General features: G+C 30.1%; 20 protein-coding genes and 1 tRNA gene. 15 read left to right on the forward strand and 6 right to left on the reverse strand.

Translation table 11 applies throughout. The annotated features are described in order from the left end of the window. The first annotated feature begins 152 nt into the window (after positions 1 to 152). The 6 genes from H518_RS0104465 (at position 153) to H518_RS0104490 (ending at position 6,699) form a co-directional block, all read left to right on the forward strand. Positions 153 to 1,160: a 4-hydroxyproline epimerase gene (locus H518_RS0104465; protein WP_028887952.1), complete on the forward strand. Its 1,008-nt coding sequence runs from the start codon at positions 153 to 155 to the stop codon at positions 1,158 to 1,160. Positions 1,161 to 1,191: 31 nt separating this feature from the next. Then, complete coding sequence (locus H518_RS0104470) at positions 1,192 to 1,455, forward strand: DUF3781 domain-containing protein (protein ID WP_205618004.1); 264 nt, start codon at positions 1,192 to 1,194, stop codon at positions 1,453 to 1,455. A gap of 18 nt (positions 1,456 to 1,473) precedes the next feature. After that, positions 1,474 to 2,721: an NAD(P)/FAD-dependent oxidoreductase gene (locus tag H518_RS0104475; RefSeq protein WP_028887954.1), complete on the forward strand. Its 1,248-nt coding sequence runs from the start codon at positions 1,474 to 1,476 to the stop codon at positions 2,719 to 2,721. 55 nt (positions 2,722 to 2,776) lie between these two features. Then, positions 2,777 to 4,069 carry an aminopeptidase P N-terminal domain-containing protein gene (locus tag H518_RS0104480; protein WP_028887955.1) on the forward strand — a complete coding sequence of 431 codons (1,293 nt, stop codon included), beginning with the start codon at positions 2,777 to 2,779 and terminating at the stop codon, positions 4,067 to 4,069. Between the two features lie 11 nt (positions 4,070 to 4,080). Beyond that, the gene (locus tag H518_RS0104485; protein WP_028887956.1) at positions 4,081 to 5,304 is read left to right on the forward strand and encodes a M24 family metallopeptidase; all 1,224 of its coding nucleotides are present in this window, start codon (positions 4,081 to 4,083) and stop codon (positions 5,302 to 5,304) included. Between the two features lie 75 nt (positions 5,305 to 5,379). After that, positions 5,380 to 6,699, forward strand: a complete 1,320-nt coding sequence (locus H518_RS0104490; RefSeq protein ID WP_028887957.1) for a S28 family serine protease — start codon at positions 5,380 to 5,382, stop codon at positions 6,697 to 6,699. 141 nt (positions 6,700 to 6,840) lie between these two features. Here the strand turns inward: H518_RS0104490 and H518_RS0104495 are convergent, their stop codons facing one another. The 4 genes from H518_RS0104495 to H518_RS0104510 all read right to left on the reverse strand — a co-directional run bounded on the left by H518_RS0104495 (position 6,841) and on the right by H518_RS0104510 (position 11,605). After that, entirely contained in the window at positions 6,841 to 7,908 is a 1,068-nt protein-coding gene (locus H518_RS0104495; protein WP_028887958.1) for a proline racemase family protein, read from the reverse strand. Continuing rightward, positions 7,901 to 8,860 (reverse strand): bifunctional Delta(1)-pyrroline-2-carboxylate/Delta(1)-piperideine-2-carboxylate reductase, encoded by a 960-nt coding sequence (gene lhpI, locus H518_RS0104500; RefSeq protein ID WP_028887959.1) that lies wholly within the window; start codon positions 8,858 to 8,860, stop codon positions 7,901 to 7,903. The genes H518_RS0104495 and lhpI overlap by 8 nt, the downstream gene beginning before the upstream one ends. A 233-nt stretch (positions 8,861 to 9,093) precedes the next feature. Beyond that, positions 9,094 to 11,064, reverse strand: coding sequence for a protein-disulfide reductase DsbD family protein (locus H518_RS0104505; RefSeq protein ID WP_028887960.1), 1,971 nt, complete (start codon positions 11,062 to 11,064; stop codon positions 9,094 to 9,096). Positions 11,065 to 11,083: 19 nt separating this feature from the next. Next, positions 11,084 to 11,605, reverse strand: coding sequence for a protein-disulfide reductase DsbD domain-containing protein (locus H518_RS0104510; protein ID WP_231891901.1), 522 nt, complete (start codon positions 11,603 to 11,605; stop codon positions 11,084 to 11,086). 242 nt (positions 11,606 to 11,847) lie between these two features. Here H518_RS0104510 and H518_RS0104515 point away from each other — a divergent pair, with 242 nt between their 5' ends. The 4 genes from H518_RS0104515 to H518_RS0104530 all read left to right on the forward strand — a co-directional run bounded on the left by H518_RS0104515 (position 11,848) and on the right by H518_RS0104530 (position 13,958). Continuing rightward, positions 11,848 to 12,711, forward strand: coding sequence for a YkgJ family cysteine cluster protein (locus H518_RS0104515; protein ID WP_028887962.1), 864 nt, complete (start codon positions 11,848 to 11,850; stop codon positions 12,709 to 12,711). A 100-nt stretch (positions 12,712 to 12,811) separates the two neighbouring features. Next, a complete protein-coding gene (locus H518_RS0104520; protein WP_028887963.1) occupies positions 12,812 to 13,138 on the forward strand; it encodes a winged helix-turn-helix transcriptional regulator in 327 nt (108 codons plus the stop codon). 11 nt (positions 13,139 to 13,149) lie between these two features. Further along, on the forward strand, positions 13,150 to 13,440 hold the full coding sequence (locus tag H518_RS0104525; protein WP_028887964.1) for a YciI family protein: 291 nt from the start codon (positions 13,150 to 13,152) through the stop codon (positions 13,438 to 13,440). Between the two features lie 155 nt (positions 13,441 to 13,595). After that, a complete protein-coding gene (locus H518_RS0104530) occupies positions 13,596 to 13,958 on the forward strand; it encodes a cupin domain-containing protein (RefSeq protein ID WP_028887965.1) in 363 nt (120 codons plus the stop codon). A 59-nt stretch (positions 13,959 to 14,017) separates the two neighbouring features. On the opposite strand, the gene trxB is transcribed toward H518_RS0104530, so the two are convergent. Further along, positions 14,018 to 14,956 (reverse strand): thioredoxin-disulfide reductase, encoded by a 939-nt coding sequence (gene trxB, locus H518_RS0104535; RefSeq protein ID WP_028887966.1) that lies wholly within the window; start codon positions 14,954 to 14,956, stop codon positions 14,018 to 14,020. 176 nt (positions 14,957 to 15,132) lie between these two features. On the opposite strand from trxB, the gene H518_RS0104540 reads away from it, so the two are divergent. The 5 genes from H518_RS0104540 (at position 15,133) to H518_RS0104565 (ending at position 17,598) form a co-directional block, all read left to right on the forward strand. Then, positions 15,133 to 15,207, forward strand: a tRNA-Pro gene (locus tag H518_RS0104540). 90 nt (positions 15,208 to 15,297) lie between these two features. Continuing rightward, positions 15,298 to 15,756 (forward strand): Mpo1 family 2-hydroxy fatty acid dioxygenase, encoded by a 459-nt coding sequence (locus tag H518_RS0104545; protein WP_028887967.1) that lies wholly within the window; start codon positions 15,298 to 15,300, stop codon positions 15,754 to 15,756. Between the two features lie 66 nt (positions 15,757 to 15,822). Beyond that, positions 15,823 to 16,434 carry a DUF4230 domain-containing protein gene (locus H518_RS0104550; RefSeq protein ID WP_028887968.1) on the forward strand — a complete coding sequence of 204 codons (612 nt, stop codon included), beginning with the start codon at positions 15,823 to 15,825 and terminating at the stop codon, positions 16,432 to 16,434. A 248-nt stretch (positions 16,435 to 16,682) separates the two neighbouring features. Next, the gene (locus H518_RS0104560) at positions 16,683 to 17,048 is read left to right on the forward strand and encodes an MmcQ/YjbR family DNA-binding protein (protein ID WP_028887970.1); all 366 of its coding nucleotides are present in this window, start codon (positions 16,683 to 16,685) and stop codon (positions 17,046 to 17,048) included. A gap of 1 nt (position 17,049) precedes the next feature. Further along, entirely contained in the window at positions 17,050 to 17,598 is a 549-nt protein-coding gene (locus H518_RS0104565; RefSeq protein ID WP_028887971.1) for a 5-formyltetrahydrofolate cyclo-ligase, read from the forward strand. Positions 17,599 to 17,645: 47 nt separating this feature from the next. Here the strand turns inward: H518_RS0104565 and H518_RS0104570 are convergent. Further along, positions 17,646 to 17,908, reverse strand: a 263-nt coding sequence (locus tag H518_RS0104570) for an IS3 family transposase (RefSeq protein ID WP_028887972.1), incomplete at its 5' end; no start/stop codon positions are given.

Consider the following 17,908-nt stretch of genomic DNA (forward strand, 5'->3'; position numbering starts at 1 on the left):
TAAGAATTAACAATTTCTTTAGAAAAAGGAATATTTTTTAAAAAATAACCACTCTAAAGAAATTAAAAAAATGCTGACTTCGTTTTCTTGATTAGAGAATTTTTTGAAGGGTTTTTTATAAGAAAGAATACAAGTCAGCTATTTAATTTAATATGAGAAAAACTTTTTTTTGTGTAGATGCACACACTTGCGGAAACCCGGTAAGAGTTGTTGCAGGAGGCGGTCCTAATTTAATTGGATCAAACATGAGCGAAAAACGTCAGCATTTTTTAAAAGAATATGACTGGATTCGTAAAGGTTTAATGTTCGAACCTCGTGGGCACGATATGATGAGTGGAAGTATTTTATTTCCACCTCACAATCTAGAAAATGATTTTGCAATTTTATTTATTGAAACTTCTGGTTGTTTACCAATGTGTGGGCATGGAACAATTGGAACCATTACTATTGCAATTGAAGAAGGGTTAATTACACCTAAAATTTCAGGAAAGATTAAAATGGAAGCACCTGCTGGTTTGGTTAACATTGAATATGGTCAAACAGGTAAAAAAGTAGACTGGGTAAGATTAACTAATGTAAAAAGTTATTTAGCAGCAGAAAATTTAACTATTGATTGTCCTGAATTAGGTGAAATTACTTTTGATGTTGCTTATGGCGGTAATTATTACGCTATTGTAGACCCTCAGAAAAATTTTTCTGGAGTACATGATTTTACTGCAAGTAAAATCATTCAATATTCTCAAGTTGTTAGAGATCGTATTAACGAGAAATATCCAGATATGTTTATTCATCCAGAAAATGACACCATTAGAGATGTAACTCATATGTTATGGACAGGTAACCCTATCGATCCAACTTCTTCAGGTAGAAATGCTGTTTTTTATGGAGATAAAGCTATCGATAGAAGCCCTTGTGGAACAGGTACTTCTGCCCGACTAGCTCAATTATATGCTAAAGGAAAACTAAAAGTAAATGAAGAGTTCATTCACGAAAGTTTTATTGGTAGTAAATTTATTGGTAGAGTAGAAAAAGAAACTACTTTAGATGGTAAAATGGCTATTATTCCTAGTATTCAAGGCTGGGCTAAAGTATTTGGATACAACAATATTCTTATCGATGATGAAGACGATCCATATGCTCATGGATTTCAGGTAATCTAAACTAAAAACAACTACCTTTCAATCAAAAAAATTGAAAATAGACAAACACGAAATTATAAAGAATCATTGCTATACCGATCTTGTTTATCAAAGAATAAACAAGAAACTAGGTGTAGCTTTTTCTAGATATAAAAGTCAAGACCTTATAAAGAAAGTATTAGAAGATACTGCTCTAAATAATTATAAGAAATTAGGAAAGAATTTTTATATATCCAATATAGAACACAACATAAAAATTACAGTTAACTCTAATACATTTAGAATTATAACTGTAGATAGAATCATTAAAGAGTAAGTATAAATAACATATTAAATGTCGAAAGAAGTAGTAATTATTGGTGGAGGAATTATAGGTTTATGTTCAGCTTATTACCTTCAGAAAGAAGGTCATAAAGTTACAGTAATTGATAAATCAGATTTTTCAAGTGGTGCCTCTTATGTAAACGCAGGTTATATAACCCCGAGTCATATTATTTCTTTGGCAGCTCCAGGAATGATTAATAAAGGAATTAAATGGATGTTTGACTCAAAAAGTCCTTTTTCTGTAAAGCCTCGCTTAGATTATGATTTTTTAAAATGGACTTGGTTATTTAAAAAAGCAGCTACCAAAGAGAGAGTTGAAAATTCTATTAAAACAATAAAAGATATTAATGTTTTAAGTAGGGAATTATATCAAGACATAAAAAATTCTAATGATTTCGACTTCTTTTATAAACACAAAGGTCTATTAATGTGCTATCAAACAGATAAAACTGGTGAAGAAGAATGGACTACTGGAAAAAGAGCAATACAAGAAGGTTTAAAAGTTGAAAATTTAACGAAAGAGCAAGTACTAAAACTAGAACCGAATGCTGGCCTAAATATAAAAGGAGCTGTGTATTATCATACAGATGCACATATGACTCCAAATGAATTTATGCCACAATTAAAATCTTATTTAGAAAAAAAGGGCGCTACCATTTTATCTAATGAAGAAGTAATAGATATAAATGTAAAAAGCGATAAAGTAACATCAATAAGAACCAATAAACAAGAATTAATTGCTGATGAAATCGTTGTAGCAACAGGTTCTTGGTCTCAAAATTTATTAAAAAAACTAAATACAACGGTACCTGTTCAAGCTGGTAAAGGCTATAGAATTAATGTAAAAAAAGAAACAGGAATTACAATACCTGCAATTTTAATGGAAGCTAAAGTTGCTGTAACTCCTATGAATGGTTTTACACGTTTTGCTGGTACTATGGAAGTTGATAAAATAAATAACAAAATAAACCGTGTTAGAGTAAATGCAATAGCCAAAGCTAGTGAAGGTTTTTATGATGGTTTAAAAATTGAACAAAAAGAAATTGATGATGTAGCTTGCGGTTTAAGACCATGTTCTCCTGATGGCTTACCTTATATTGGACGTTTATCTAAAGTTAAAAACGTGACTATTGCTACTGGACACGCTATGATGGGGTGGAGCTTGGGCCCTGCTACAGGTAAATTAATTTCAGAAATTATTTCTGATAAAAAAACAAGTTTAGATTTACAACCTTTTCACGTAGAAAGGTATTCATAATCTTACATTACCTACAAGCATCTAAAAAAATAATTAAACATATCTTTAAGAAAATATGCGTTACGACCAAATAAACAACTCTTTATTTATAGAAAACAGAAAACGTTTCACCTCTCAAATGAAACCAAACACTATTGCTATCTTAGTATCTAATGATGTAAAGCATAACAATGCTGATGATGTAATGGGGTTTACTCAGAATAATGACCTGTTTTATTTATCTGGAATTGATCAAGAAGAAACAATTTTAATATTGTATCCTGATGCATATAAAGAAGAGAATCGTGCCGTTTTATTTGTAAAAGAAACAAATGAACAGATTAAAATTTGGGATGGTGAAAAACTAACAAAAGAGCAAGCCATTGAGGTTTCTGGAATTGATAGAATAGAATGGTCTAGTAATTTTGAAATGACTTTACAATACATGGCTTTTGAAGCTGATGGATTTTATTTAGGACATAATGAACATCTAAAACGTGCTACTAAAGATCAAGAAACACAACAAAACAGAATGATAAAATGGTGTAAAGAAAAATATCCTTTACACGAATATTATAGAGCTGCAAAAATTACTCGTGATTTAAGACCTGTTAAATCTGATAAAGAAATTCAATTAGTGCAAAAAGCTGCCGACATAAGTATAAATTCTTTTGTATCGGTTTTAAAAGCTTGTAAAGCTACTATGAAAGAGTATGAATTAGAAGCCGAGTTAACCTATAATTTAGTTAAATCAGGGGCATCTCATCATGCTTTTCAACCAATTGTAGCTTCTGGTAAAAATGCTTGTGCATTGCATTACAACACAAATGATTCAACTTGTAATGATGGTGAAATGATTTTACTCGATTTTGGAATTTGTTACGCAAACTATAATAGTGATACTACGCGATGTTTTCCTGTTAATGGAAAATTTTCTGAAAGACAAGCTGCTGTTTATACCGCCGTTTTACATTGTTTAAAGGAAGGCAGTAAATTATTAAAACCAGGTGTTTTACCGATTGATTATGAAAAAAACATGGCTGATTTAGTAGAAAATGAGTTAATAAAACTAAACTTATTAGATGCTAATGACGTTGCCAATCAAAATCCTAAGAAACCTTTATATAAAAAATACTTTATGCACGGAACAGCACACTATCTTGGGTTAGATGTACATGATGTTGGCTTATATTCTCGTCCTTTTGAAGCAGGTATGGTTTTAACTTGTGAACCTGGAATTTATATTCCTGAAGAAGGCATTGGGTGTAGACTTGAAGATGATTACCTGATTACTGAGAACGGAAATATCAATTTAACAGCTGCAATGCCTATAGAAATTAAGGATATTGAAGCATTAATGAATAATTAAAAAAATATTAAATGAGTACATTCGGAATTGGAGGTTCTACCATAGAAGCAGAATTAAATGCTATAACTCCAAATACACACTTAGTTGTTCCTATTCAAAAAGAAGAATTTCAATCTAGAATAAACAAAGCTTGTGAATTGATGAAAAGTCAAAACAAACAAGCAATGTATTTACATGCCGGAACGAACCTATTTTATTTCACAGGAATGAAATGGAGCTCTAGCGAGCGAATGGTTGGTGCTATTTTATTTCAAAACGGTGATCTTCATTTTATTGCTCCAGAGTTTGAAAAAGGCACAATCTTAGACTTTATCCTTATAAGTGGTGAAGTTAATTGTTGGGAAGAACATGAAAGTCCATATGAACTATTTACTAAAGTTCTAGTTGGCAATAATGTCACCGAAGGAGCTATTCTTATGGATGAAGCAACACCTTTTTTTGTTATTGATGGAATAAATAAAGTAGCAACATACACATTAGAAGATGCTAAATCAATTACAGCTGGTTGCAGAATGATAAAATCTGACGCTGAAATTGCCATTATGCAACATGCTATGAACATTACATTAGAGGTTCAAAAAGCAGCAGCAAGAATTTTATATGTTGGTATATCAGCTAAAGAAGTTACTGATTTTATTCATAATGCTCATATTAAATACGGAGTTCCTTCTGGGTCCTATTTTTGTATTGTACTATTTGGTGTAGACTCATCATTTCCACATGGTGTAAAATCTCCAAAAAACTTAGAAGAAAACGAAATCGTACTTATAGACACAGGCTGTCAATTACACGACTACATTTCAGATATTACTAGAACTTATGTTTTTGGTAAAGCAAATGATTTACAAAAATCTATTTGGAATATTGAAAAAGAAACACAGCAAGCTGCTTTTAATGCAGCTAAATTAGGCAATACATGTGAAGAGGTTGATAATGCAGCAAGAGTTGTATTAGAATCTCATAATTTAGGACCTGACTATAAACTACCAGGATTACCACATAGAGTTGGTCATGGAATTGGGTTAGGAATTCATGAATGGCCATACATTGTTAGAAACGATAAAACTGTTTTAACTTCAGGAATGACTTTTAGCAATGAGCCTATGATTTGTGTGCCTAACGAATTTGGAATACGTCATGAAGATCATATTATGATGACCAAAAAAGGACCTAAATGGTTTACAGAACCTATGCATTCTATCGAAGATCCATTTGGTATAAATCAAAATAATTAAATATTATAAAATAGCGAGTAAAAATAAATACAACTTGTTAAACAATAATAAAACGCTAGATAAACTAAACATATTATGAAATTAATTCGCTCTTTTTATTTTTTACTTTTTGCGCTATTATTTATAGGCTGTAAGACCAAGGAAACAACTGAAAAATCATCCTCTAAAACTACAACTTTCCAGAAAATTGCAGCTATAAAGAATGTAGTGAGCATCGAAAAAAGGGATATAGTAAGTCATTTCGATGAAAACTATGAAATATGGTTCGAACAACCAGTTGACCATAATGACCTATCGAAAGGTACTTTTAAACAACGTGTTTTTTTAGGTTTTGAAAATCCTACACAACCAGTAATTGTAGAACTTCGTGGTTATGGAATAGGTAATGAAACTGCAGGAGAACTAGCTAAACACTATAATGCAAATCAATTAAGTATCGAGCATCGTTACTTTAATAATTCACGACCTAAAAAAATAGATTGGAACACACTTACAGTTGAAAATGCAGCTAAAGATCAAGAGATTATTATTGATGCTATTAGAAATGCTTTATATCCAGATACAAAGTTTATATCTACAGGAGTATCTAAAGGCTGTCAAACAACAATGGCACATCGTAGATATTTTCCTAAAAACGTAGATGCTTGTGTTTGTTATGTTGGTCCTTTAAACTACAAACGTGAAGACCCTAGAGTTTATCAGTTTTTAAAAACGGTAGGAACAAAAGAAGATAGAGAAAAGATTAAAGCTTTTCAAGAGCTTTGTTTTGAAAACAGAGAAGCTCTTTTAAAGAAAATGAAAACTGCAGCCAAAGAAAAAGGACTAACTTGGGAGTTTGGAGCAGAAAAAGCAATTAATTATACAATTCTAGAATATTCTTTTTCTTTTTGGCAATGGGGAAACAATGTTGATAGTATACCTACTAAAAATGTTTCTATAGATGATATGTACAAACATTTAATTAGTGTGTCTGGTTATGGTTTTTTTGAAGAAAAGTCGGTTGATGGTTTACAACCTTATTTTTGGGCTGCTCTAACAGAGCAAGGAATTTATGGTTACGAAACTGCTCCTTTTAAAAAATACTTCAATAATGAATCAAAGATTTACAAATTTGATTGGGCTTTTCCTGAAGGCATTTCAAAAGAGTATAATTTAAAACCAATGCAAGAGGTTAAATCTTTCCTTGATAATTCAGCCGAAAAAATGCTTTTTATTTACGGTGAATACGATACTTGGAGTTCGACTGCTGTTGAATTAAGTAGTGATGCTGAAAAGAGAGAGCTATACAAATTTGTAAAGCCTGAAGGAAGTCATACAACTCGTGTTGAAAGCTTTAATACTGAAAACAAGAAAAAAATTTATGCTATTATTGATCGCTGGTTAGAAGAAAAATAACAACTATCGTTTAATTATTAAACAATAAAAAGCCTTTATTTAAAATAACAATTATATTGTTATTTTAAATAAAGGCTTTTTATAATCCTAATCTTTTGAATTTAACTATAAATATTAAAAAAATCAAAACTCACTTTTTAATTACCTAAGTATAAAACCATCTTTCATTGGGTCATTTGGATCAATCAAAAAAGTTTGTACTCCTGTAATATGAGCTGTTCCTTCTACTTCTGGAATAACAGCATTGTATGCTCCATAACGTTCTTCTGAAACAACTGAGCCTTTAAAAACTGATCCTGTTATACTTTCAATTGTCATAGTTTCTCCATATTTAATTTCATTCCTTTTTTTATGAATAGCCATTCTACCAGAAACCCCAGATCCTGTAGGACAACGATCTACTTCTCCTTCAGCAAAAATGCATACATTTTTACTATCATTTCCTGATACTTGTTTATTATTATCTATAAAAATAGTTCCATATAAAAAACTTAAATCATCTTCTAGTGGATGCATAATTTCTTTATCTATATTCATAACAGCATGTTTAATTTTCATACCATTAGTAATTAACGCTCGATAAGAATCGGTACTTAGCTCAAAGTCAAAATTATTCTTAGCCATATCTACATAAGCATAAAAAGCACCACCATAAGCTAAATCATATGTTACAGTTCCTAATCCATCAACCTCAACAGTTCTATCTAAACCGACAACAAAGCTTGGCACACAATGAAAACGTACCCCAGTTACTTTGCCTCCTTTTACGTTAGCAAAAGATGTTATTCTTCCACAAGGAGCATCTATCTTTAAAATATTTTCACCCTCTTTAACGCTAATCCAATTCATTTCTACTGCTAATGTAGAAATAGCAATAATAGCATGACCACACATGGTTGAATATCCTTCGTTGTGTAAAAATATAATTCCGAAGTCTCCCTCATTATCATTTGGTGGTAATAAGATACACCCATACATATCTGGATGACCCCGTGGTTCAAACATTAATGCTGTTCGTAAATAATCGAAATTATCTTTACAATAACGTCTATAATCTAAAACTGAATTACCTTTTAGTTCTGGAAATCCGCCTACTATAACACGTAAAGGTTCTCCCCCAGTATGCATATCAATAGTTTTGATTTCTAGCCAATCTTCCTTTGCTATAAAATCTGTATTTAAAAGTATATTTTGATATGTTTTATTCATCTGAATATTTATTATAGTAATAATTTGCTGCTGCTAAATCTTCTAAAGCATGGCCCACAGATTTAAAAACAGTAATTTCTTCTTGATTTTTTCTTCCTGTTTTTTTACCTGAACATAGTTCAAATAAATCTGCTTTAATATTTTCTTCTTTTAGTTTTCCGTTTTCTAACGGAATAAAAATATCGCCACTTTCTTTTAACCCTCCTTGAAAAGTATCAATATAAACAGCTGCTTTTACTATTGTTTCATCATCAGCCTCTCTCATATCTTTCTTATAAGCTCCTACCAAATCAACATGCTGTCCTGGCTTTAAATACTTACCTAACACTAAAGGTGTTTTAGACAATGTTGCACAAGAAATAATAGAAACTTCTGCTATTTTTTCTTCAATGGTTTTTACAGCTGTAATTGCAAAATTTTCGTTTTTAAGTGCTTCGCAAATAGCTTGTGCTTTCTTAAAATCACGTCCCCAAATAAAAACACTTTTAATTGGTCGTACTGAAGCATGTGCTTTAATTAAATTGGTAGATAAGGCACCTGTTCCTATCATTAATAGAGAAGAAGCATCTTTGTTTGATAAAAATGATGATGCTAAAGCTGAAGCTGCTGCAGTACGTTTTACCGTTAAATTTTTAGCTTCTAATATTGCCTTAATAGTACCTCTAACAGCATCTAAATAAATATAAGTTCCGTTAATAGATGGTAAATCAAACTGACTATTTTCTGGACTTACTGTAACTATTTTTACTCCTGCATTTTTACTAGGTGTCCATGCAGGCATCAATAATAATGTAGAGTCAACATTTACTTCTGGGTTTGCAAAATCATGATGATGTCGCATAGGAACAATTGTATCTTCCGAAGAAAACGAAGTCTTTAATTCTGAAATCAATTCTAAAAAATTAGTATTATTTTCTATAAAATCACTGTCTATTTGAATAATTTTTTTCATTCTCAAAAATAAGTATTTATAAAAAATATGCGGCAGATGAGCTAAACATATAGTAATATATGTGTTGTAATCGCTAAAATAGTATCACATAAAACACAAAATCAACGACAATAGCTTAACTTTTAAATAAAAACAGTTAATTTAAAACTACAACAAATAGTTTATCAGCTAATTTTTAACAAAAAAAAACACTTTAGAAAATTACTAAAGTGTTTTTTGATATCGAACTGTTTTTAAAAATTGGCGATCCCTTTTTCTAACCAATTATAATACTCATCTACATCTGGTGTATATGATGCTGGATCTATTAAATTAGATTCATCATGTGCCATTAACACATAGAATGGCTGAGAGTTTGCTTTGTATTTTATGGTTTGTAATTCACTCCATTTTTGCCCAATATACTTTAACTTCTTTCCTGGGTTTAATTTAGAATCAACAATTTCATCATCTTTTAAAGGTCTTTTATCATCAACATATAACGATATTAATACAACCTTATTTTTTAAAACATCTAATACTTTAGGCTTTACCCAAACATTTTGTTCCATTTTACGACAATTCACACAAGCATGTCCAGTAAAATCTATCATTACAGGCTTCCCTACTTTTTTAGCATAAGCTAATCCTTTATCATAATCATGAAAAGAAATAATATCGTGGGGAGGCATTAAATGTGCTCCTTCTGGTAAACCATTATGATTACCAGCCTCTTTATCTAAAACAGTAATCGCACTTTGTTTTGTATACCCTACACCGTATGGAGACTCGCTATAATGTTGTGGTGGTGGAAAAGCACTAATTATATTTAAAGGTGCTCCCCATAAACCAGGCAACATATAAATAGTAAATGCTCCTACGACTAAACCTAAACCTAGCCTTCCTACTGAAATATGATTTTGTGGGCTATCATGAGGTAATTGAATTTTACCTAATAAATACAACGTCAATGCTCCAAATATAGCTATCCAAATAGCAATAAATACTTCTCTTTCTAATAAATGTAATTGCAAAACTAAATCAGCATTCGATAAAAATTTAAAAGCTAATGCTAGTTCTAAAAAACCTAAAACTACTTTTACTGTATTTAACCAACCTCCTGATTTTGGTAATGAATTTAACCAACCTGGAAAAGCTGCAAATAGCGCAAATGGTATTGCAATAGCTGATGAGAAACCTAACATACCTATAATAGGTGCGATACCTCCTTTTGATGCTGACTCAACTAATAATGTTCCCACAATTGGCCCTGTACAAGAAAACGACACAATTGCTAAAGCTAATGCCATAAAAAAGATTCCGATTAAACCACCTCTATCTGCTTGTGAATCTACTTTAGTAGCCCAAGAACTTGGTAATGTAATTTCAAAGGCTCCTAAAAAGGATACAGCGAATACTATTAGTATTACAAAGAAAGCAATGTTAAACCAAACATTTGTTGATAAAGCATTTAAAGCATCTGCTCCAAAAACACCTGTTACTACAGTACCTAACAATACATATATTCCTATAATTGATAATCCGTAGATAATTGCATTTTTAATTCCTTTTGCTTTACTCTTACTTTGTTTTGTAAAGAAGCTTACAGTCATAGGAATCATTGGAAAAACACAAGGTGTTAATAATGCTGCAAAACCTGACAAAAAAGCTATAAAAAATATACTTAATAATCCTTTTTTATCTTCCTTAGTACCTTCACCTGATTTAACAGTTTTAGAAACTTTTTGTTTTTTTGTTATGCTTTTAGTTAAGTTAAAAACTAAATCAATTTCTTTTGGTGGCAAACATTCTTCGTCTGTACAAGCTATAAATTCTATAAAAGCTTCAAGCTCTTTAATATCTCCACTAACCAATTCAATCTCTTGCTCAAAAACAGCTTTGTGAGCGAAAGATTTTATATTCATTCCTTCGTCATTAAAAAGTTTTGTAAACTTAATTTTTCCTTTTGGTTCTTTAGTATTACCTACTAATTTAATACTACCACCATTATCATCATAAGTAAAGGTTGTTGCTATCGGCCCTCCTTTTGGTACTTCTTGAGAATATAAACTCCAGCCCTCTTCTATAGTAGCTTCTGTTATTAATTTATATTTTGATTCGGATATTTTTTCGACAGATGTTTTCCAGGTAATAGGATTAAATATCTGACTGTTTGCTGTTAAGTTTATAACTAAACTAAACAGTAATATGAATATTTTTTTCATCTAATTTATAAGGGAGAATTTAATTAATTTTAAAAGATAAATCTACTTCTTTTGGTGGTAAACAATTTTCACCTGAGCAAACCATATACTCTACAGTTCCCTTTATTGTAAATTTCTCGTTCGTTTTTAATCTTATTCGTTGTTTAAAAACTGCCTTATGATCAAAATATTTAATACGCATTTCAAATATCTCATCATCAACAACATGTCCTTCCTCTTCTTTTGTATTTCCTTTTTTTAAATAACGCTTATCTCCTGTAAAAGAAAACAATGTAGGTACTGGTCCTCCTTTAGGAATTTCTTGAGAATACATGTGCCAATCACCATCTAGAGTTGCTGTTGCTATTAATTCACTTTCTTTCTCTGATATTTTTTTTACAGAGGTAGTCCACTTTACAGGGTTGTGAATTTGCCCATAAGTAACAAGGCTAGCGACAAGCAGTAAAGTTGTAATTAATTTCTTCATTATCATGTAATTAATTAATAAGGTTGTTCTATTTTTTGTAAAAATAGCATCTTTCTTTGTTAAATCGTGTTTCATTACAAAAAGTTTAGCTCTTTTAACTTTTAAAGAACAACAAATCTACTGATATACTAACAGTTACGCAAATCTCAAATTACAATCACTTTTTTCAAAAAAATATTCATGGTTTTTTAATTTATTTTTACACATTTATTCTAAATAAGAGTATAAAAAATTGATTAGCTTCTTAATTTAGCCACTTTAAAATAATCTTTTATTAAAAAAGATAAAATAAGAAAAGCTCTTTTAATATATAAAAAATGCAGACAACTAAACTTAATACTCAAAGTATACTACCTCTTACTTGCTCTAGAGCAGGAACATGCTGTTTTGGAAAATCTGTAATGCTTAACCCATGGGAGTTATTAAGTTTTAGTAAAGAAAAAAAAATTACTTCGAGAGAATTCCGAGACCTTTACTGCGAGTTTGGTGGTATTCGATTACGTTTTGACGGAAAAGAAGATAAAAAAGGACAAAAAGCATGTAATCAATATGTAGAGAATGTTGGCTGTAGTGTACACCAAGGTCGTCCATTAGCTTGTCGTTTATATCCTTTAGGTCGTCAAATACAATTTAATAAAGCACATTATATATATGAAGGTAATAAATTTCCTTGTTTAAATGACTGCTCTGAAGTTTTAGAATTACCTAAACTTAGTGTTGGTGAATACCTTAAAGGGCAAGAAGCTGATTTATTTGAAAAAGCACAAGATGAGTATTTAATTGTAATGCAAAACATTGCCGATATTGCTTTTGAATTACTTTTAGACTCTGGTTTAGCTGAATCAGGAGATACAAAAACACTTGCTACTTGGAGAGTTATAGGAACTGAAAGCCCTGAGTTATTAGCTGAACGAATAGGCGAAGATTGGATGAATTGTTTAATGACTCCTAGTATTAACAATACTGATAATCCTATTAATTTTGCTCAAAAACACAATAATTTACTGCAACTAAAAGCACAGGAACAATTCGGCAACTTACAAACTTTTAATGAACTTCATGAAGCTTCTGTTTTAATGGTTGCTGTAGCACTACACTTAGCTAGAGGGTTAGGCGCTGATGTAAAAGGAATTTCTGAGCATTGGGTTGATATTGCGAAAAGTCATGGTGCTAAAGAATAACATTTAAAAAAATATTTTTATTTATTAAGTACATTTCTACAAAACAACTACTACATATTTTGTAGTTAACTACAAAATATGTAGTTTTACAAAAAAAAGAATGAACACACCTAAACCCGGAAAACCTGTAAGAGGTTCAAAATCTGGAAAACCAATAATGGCTCTTTTTGATTTATTAGGAAGAAATTGGGCTATGAATATTCTATGGTATTTAAAGGAAAATAAAAAATCGTTTAGTGAACTAGAAAAATTATGTGACGGAATATCTCCTACAACTTTAAATACTAGATTAAAAGAACTTCAAAAAACTTTTATTATCGAAAAGGTTGTTGATGGCTACAAACTAACAGATATGGGTGAAGAGTTATTCAATCTTTTCAACCCACTAAGAAAATGGTCAGAAAAATGGGCCAAAAAATTTAACTAAATACTAAAAACATGTTTTTAATTAATTTTAATTTTATCCGACCTATAGATGAAGTAAATTCTTTTACTGAACAGCATAGAGAATATGTTTCTAATTTATATAAAAAAGGACTTTTTATATTTGGAGGACCTAAAGATCCTCGTAACGGTGGAGTTGTTATTGCAAATTCGAATTCAGAAAAAGAGCTTTGTGATATTTTAGATAAAGATCCTTTAATTATTCAAAAAGTCGCAGATTATAGCTTAACAAAGTTTACTCCTTTACTGAGTATCGAAAAGCTTGATTTTCTATTAAGTAAGTAAAAAACACTTGACATTTCTTTAATGCTAAGATTAATTTGATTTGTAAAGAAAGTAAGACAATATAAAAGAGTAATGATTCTCAGCGTAATATCTTTCTAGAATAAAGCCAAACTATCTTATAAATTTACTTAGTATATTGCATTCGTAAAAAATAAATGATGAACCTAAAAGAGGAATCTAAATCTATAGAGAATTATTTTTCACCTAAGATTATTACAACGGTTAATGATCAATACGTGAAATTAGCAAAAATAAAAGGAGAAGATATTCCTTGGCATAATCACGAAAATGAAGATGAGTTATTTTATATATCAGAAGGTTCTTTATTAATGGAAATTGAAAATGAACCAAGCTTCATAATGAATAAAGGAGATTTATTTGTTGTTAGAAAAGGTATTAATCACAGAGTATCTTCAGAAAACGAATGCTTAATCATGCTTATTGAAAGTAAAACGACCAAACATACTGGAACTACTAAATCTTCTATTACAAAATCAATAGACGATCAAAAATATTAATCATAAAAAAAGAGCTTACATATTTGTAAGCTCTTTTTTATTTTATATAATATGTGCTATTATTCTAAAGCACCTAAATAACGTTCAGCATCTAGAGCCGCCATACAACCTGTACCTGCTGCTGTTACTGCTTGACGATATTCTTTATCTTGTATATCACCAGCTGCAAAAACTCCTGGTAAATTTGTTTTTGTTGATTTCCCTTTTGTTATTAAGTAACCTACATCATCCATATCTAAAACGCCTTTAAATAAATCTGAATTTGGTTTGTGCCCAATAGCAATAAAAGCACCTGTTACAGCGATCTCATTCTTATCTCCTGATTGATTATTTACAACACGAACACCTTCAACAACATCCTTCCCTAAAACCTCATCTAATTCAGTATTATATAAAACTTCAATATTTGCTGTTTTTTCAACTCTATGCTGCATAGCCTTTGAAGCTCTCATGTGATCTTTTCTAACTAACATGGTAACTTTATTACAAATATTAGCTAAATAAGTTGCTTCTTCAGCAGCGGTATCACCTGCTCCAACAACAATTACGTCTTGTCCTTTATAGAAAAAACCATCACAAGTAGCACATGCCGAAACACCTCCACCTATTAAACGTTGTTCACTTTCTAATCCTAAATATTTAGCAGTTGCTCCTGTTGAAATAATAATAGTTTCTGCTTCAATTTCAATAGACTCATCAACTATAACCTTATGAATACCTCCAATTTCAGAACTCAAATCAACTTTAGTAACCATTCCAAAACGAACTTCAGTACCAAAACGTTCAGCTTGTTTTTGTAAATCATTCATCATTGCAGTACCATCTGTTCCGTTTGGATATCCTGGATAATTATCAACTTCAGTAGTTGTAGTTAATTGTCCTCCCATTTGCATTCCAGTATACATAACAGGTTTCATATCTGCTCTTGCAGCATATATTGCAGCGGTATACCCTGCTGGTCCTGAACCAATAATCAAACATTTAATTTTTTCTGCCATCGTCTAAATTTTTTTGATACTACAAATGTAATTTTTTTTTACATCTATTATCTTTTTTTAATATCTATTTTGATTATTAGACGATAAACTAAAATTATCTTACCTACTTAAAAAAAACTTTTTTTTATTGCTTCATATACATATATTTTATCTATATTTGCACCCCGATAACTATTCGGGGTGTAGCGTAGCCCGGTCATCGCGCCTCGTTTGGGACGAGGAGGTCGCAGGTTCGAATCCTGCCACCCCGACTAAAAGACTTAAGATTTTTCTTAAGTCTTTTTTGTTTTCAATAATTTGGTTTTCTTATTTACTTAATTTTTTTATCTAAATTCGTGGCTATGAAAACACTACAACAATGGTTTGATGAATACGCCGTTAGCCATCAAAATGAAACAAATATTTCGATACACTTTATATGCGTTCCCGCTATATTCTTTAGCATCATAGGCATATTTATGAGTATTCCTTCTCAATTTTTAAATAACTTAATTAAAATCGATAATCCATTAGTAATAAATTGGGCAACAATTGCACTTGCTTTCTTTCTATTATTCTATTTACGTTTATCTTTTTCTATGTTTATTAAAATGCTAATTTTCTCAATTCTTTGCATTATTGGAAATTATTTTCTAAGCATATACATACCCCTATTATACACTTCAATAGCTATTTTTATAATCGCATGGATTGGGCAATTTTATGGTCATAAAGTAGAAGGTGCAAAACCTTCTTTCATAAAAGATTTACAGTTTCTTTTAATTGGCCCTGCTTGGGTAATCAAAAAAATATTTAAATAACTGTACTCTAATTTTTGATCTATTATCATTAACAAATAATAAAGGATTTTATCTAAAACAGTGTTTATGGAATTACTTTTTTTAGGCTTAATAAGCGGAACCATTATCTCTTATTTTATTTTTCAAAAATTTTCTTCAACAAGTAAAAAACACTTGACTGAAAAACAATCTGTCATCTTATTAGATAAGATTAAAAAAGTATCTAAACTAATTACTATAGAAGGTGAGTTTGCAGAAATATATCACCATGAAAATTCTAAAGAAAAATTCTTAGGCTTATTTTCTAGTAAAAAAAAGGCAATTATTTTAATCAATGCTAAAGTGCATATTGGTTTCGATTTTAGAAAAATTAAAATACATACCGACACCAAGAATAAATCATTGATTTTATCTGACTTCCCACAGCCTGAAGTTTTTTCAGTAGAGCCAAACATACGTTTTTACGATATTCAAAACGGATTGCTAAATAAATTTAGCTCAGAAGACTTAACAGAAGTTAACAAAGAAGCTAAAGAACATATCCTTCAAAAAATTCCTGATAGTAATTTAATGCAAACCGCCAATAAAGAAGCGCTGGAGGCTATTTCACTTATGGAAAACCTTGTTGAAACCATTGGCTGGAAATTAGATTTTTCTGCTTTAGAATTATCAGCATCAAATCTAAAACCAATAGAATAGCAAAAATTAATGAGTAAATTTTATAAAGCATTTAAATTACTGTTAGTTTCCTCTATTTCTTTATTTTTATTTCATTTTATAGACAGTAACAACTACCTAAAATCACTTCAAATTAAACAAGATAAATCTGGAATGTATAGCGGGTTTGATTTTTTTATATTTACAAATATCACTAAATACTTTTTCCTTTTACTTGGTATAGTTGCTATTCTTTTTTTATTATTAAGAATCTTTAAGCTAAATAACAAATGAACATAGAACAACTAAGAAATTACTGTATTACTAAAAAAGGAGTTACCGAACACTTTCCTTTTGATGACGTTACTTTAGTTTTTAAAGTAATGAATAAAATGTTTGCTTTAAGTGGACTTAACAGCTGGGAGCAAAATGAGGCAAAAATCAACCTAAAATGCGACCCTGAAAAATCTTTAGAACTAAGAGCTCAATATGATAGTATTAACCCTGGATGGCACATGAATAAAAAACACTGGAACACTCTTACCTTAAACAATGATGTTTCTGATAAAATAGCTTTTGAATTGATTGACCATTCTTATGAATTAATTGTAAAAGGCTTAACAAAAAAATTACGAGAAGAATTAAAATCGATGTAAAATGTTAAAATCAGATCTTAGAAAACTATACACAAAAAAAAGAATTACACTTACTGAATCTGAAAAAGAAAAATTTGAAGAAAATATTTACCAGCAAATTTCAAAGTTTGATTTTAGTAAGATAAACAATGTTCATTTGTTCTTATCCATGCAAAAATTCAACGAAATTGATACACAACCAATTATCGATTTTTTTAGAAAAAAAGGAAAAAAAATTGTTGTAAGCCAATGTAATTTCAAAGACAACTCTTTATCTCATTTTTATTTAAAAGAAAACACAAAACTACATTTAAACAAGTTTGGAGTTCCAGAACCCATAAATGCTGAAGAAGTTGCTGTAACCAAAATTGACTTAATTTTTGTACCTATGCTTATTTCTGATAAAAAAAACTACCGTGTTGGTTACGGAAAAGGATTTTATGATCGTTTTTTAGCTGCGTGTAAAAAAGATGTAAAAACCATTGGTCTTAACTTTTTTCCTCCTATAACAAACATAGAAGATACACATGAATTTGACATTCCGCTTGACCATGTTATCTTTCCTAAATAAAAAATCCCGCTATTAGAGTGCACCCAAAAGTTTAGACAAATTTATAATTAATTTTGATAATGATGAGTTCGATATTTTATCGGACTCATTTTGTTTAAATTAGATTTTATTCTTTCGTTATTATAATAGATTATATACTCACTAATTTCTTTTTTTAACTGTTCAATTGACTTGTATTTTTTCAAATAGAATAATTCTGATTTTAGTATTCCAAAGAAATTTTCAATAATTGCATTATCTAAACAATTTCCTTTTCTTGACATACTTTGTTTAATTCCTTTTTCTTTTAATAAATATTGATACTGTTTCA

Source organism: Tenacibaculum ovolyticum DSM 18103, from assembly GCF_000430545.1.
Taxonomy (GTDB): domain Bacteria; phylum Bacteroidota; class Bacteroidia; order Flavobacteriales; family Flavobacteriaceae; genus Polaribacter; species Polaribacter ovolyticus.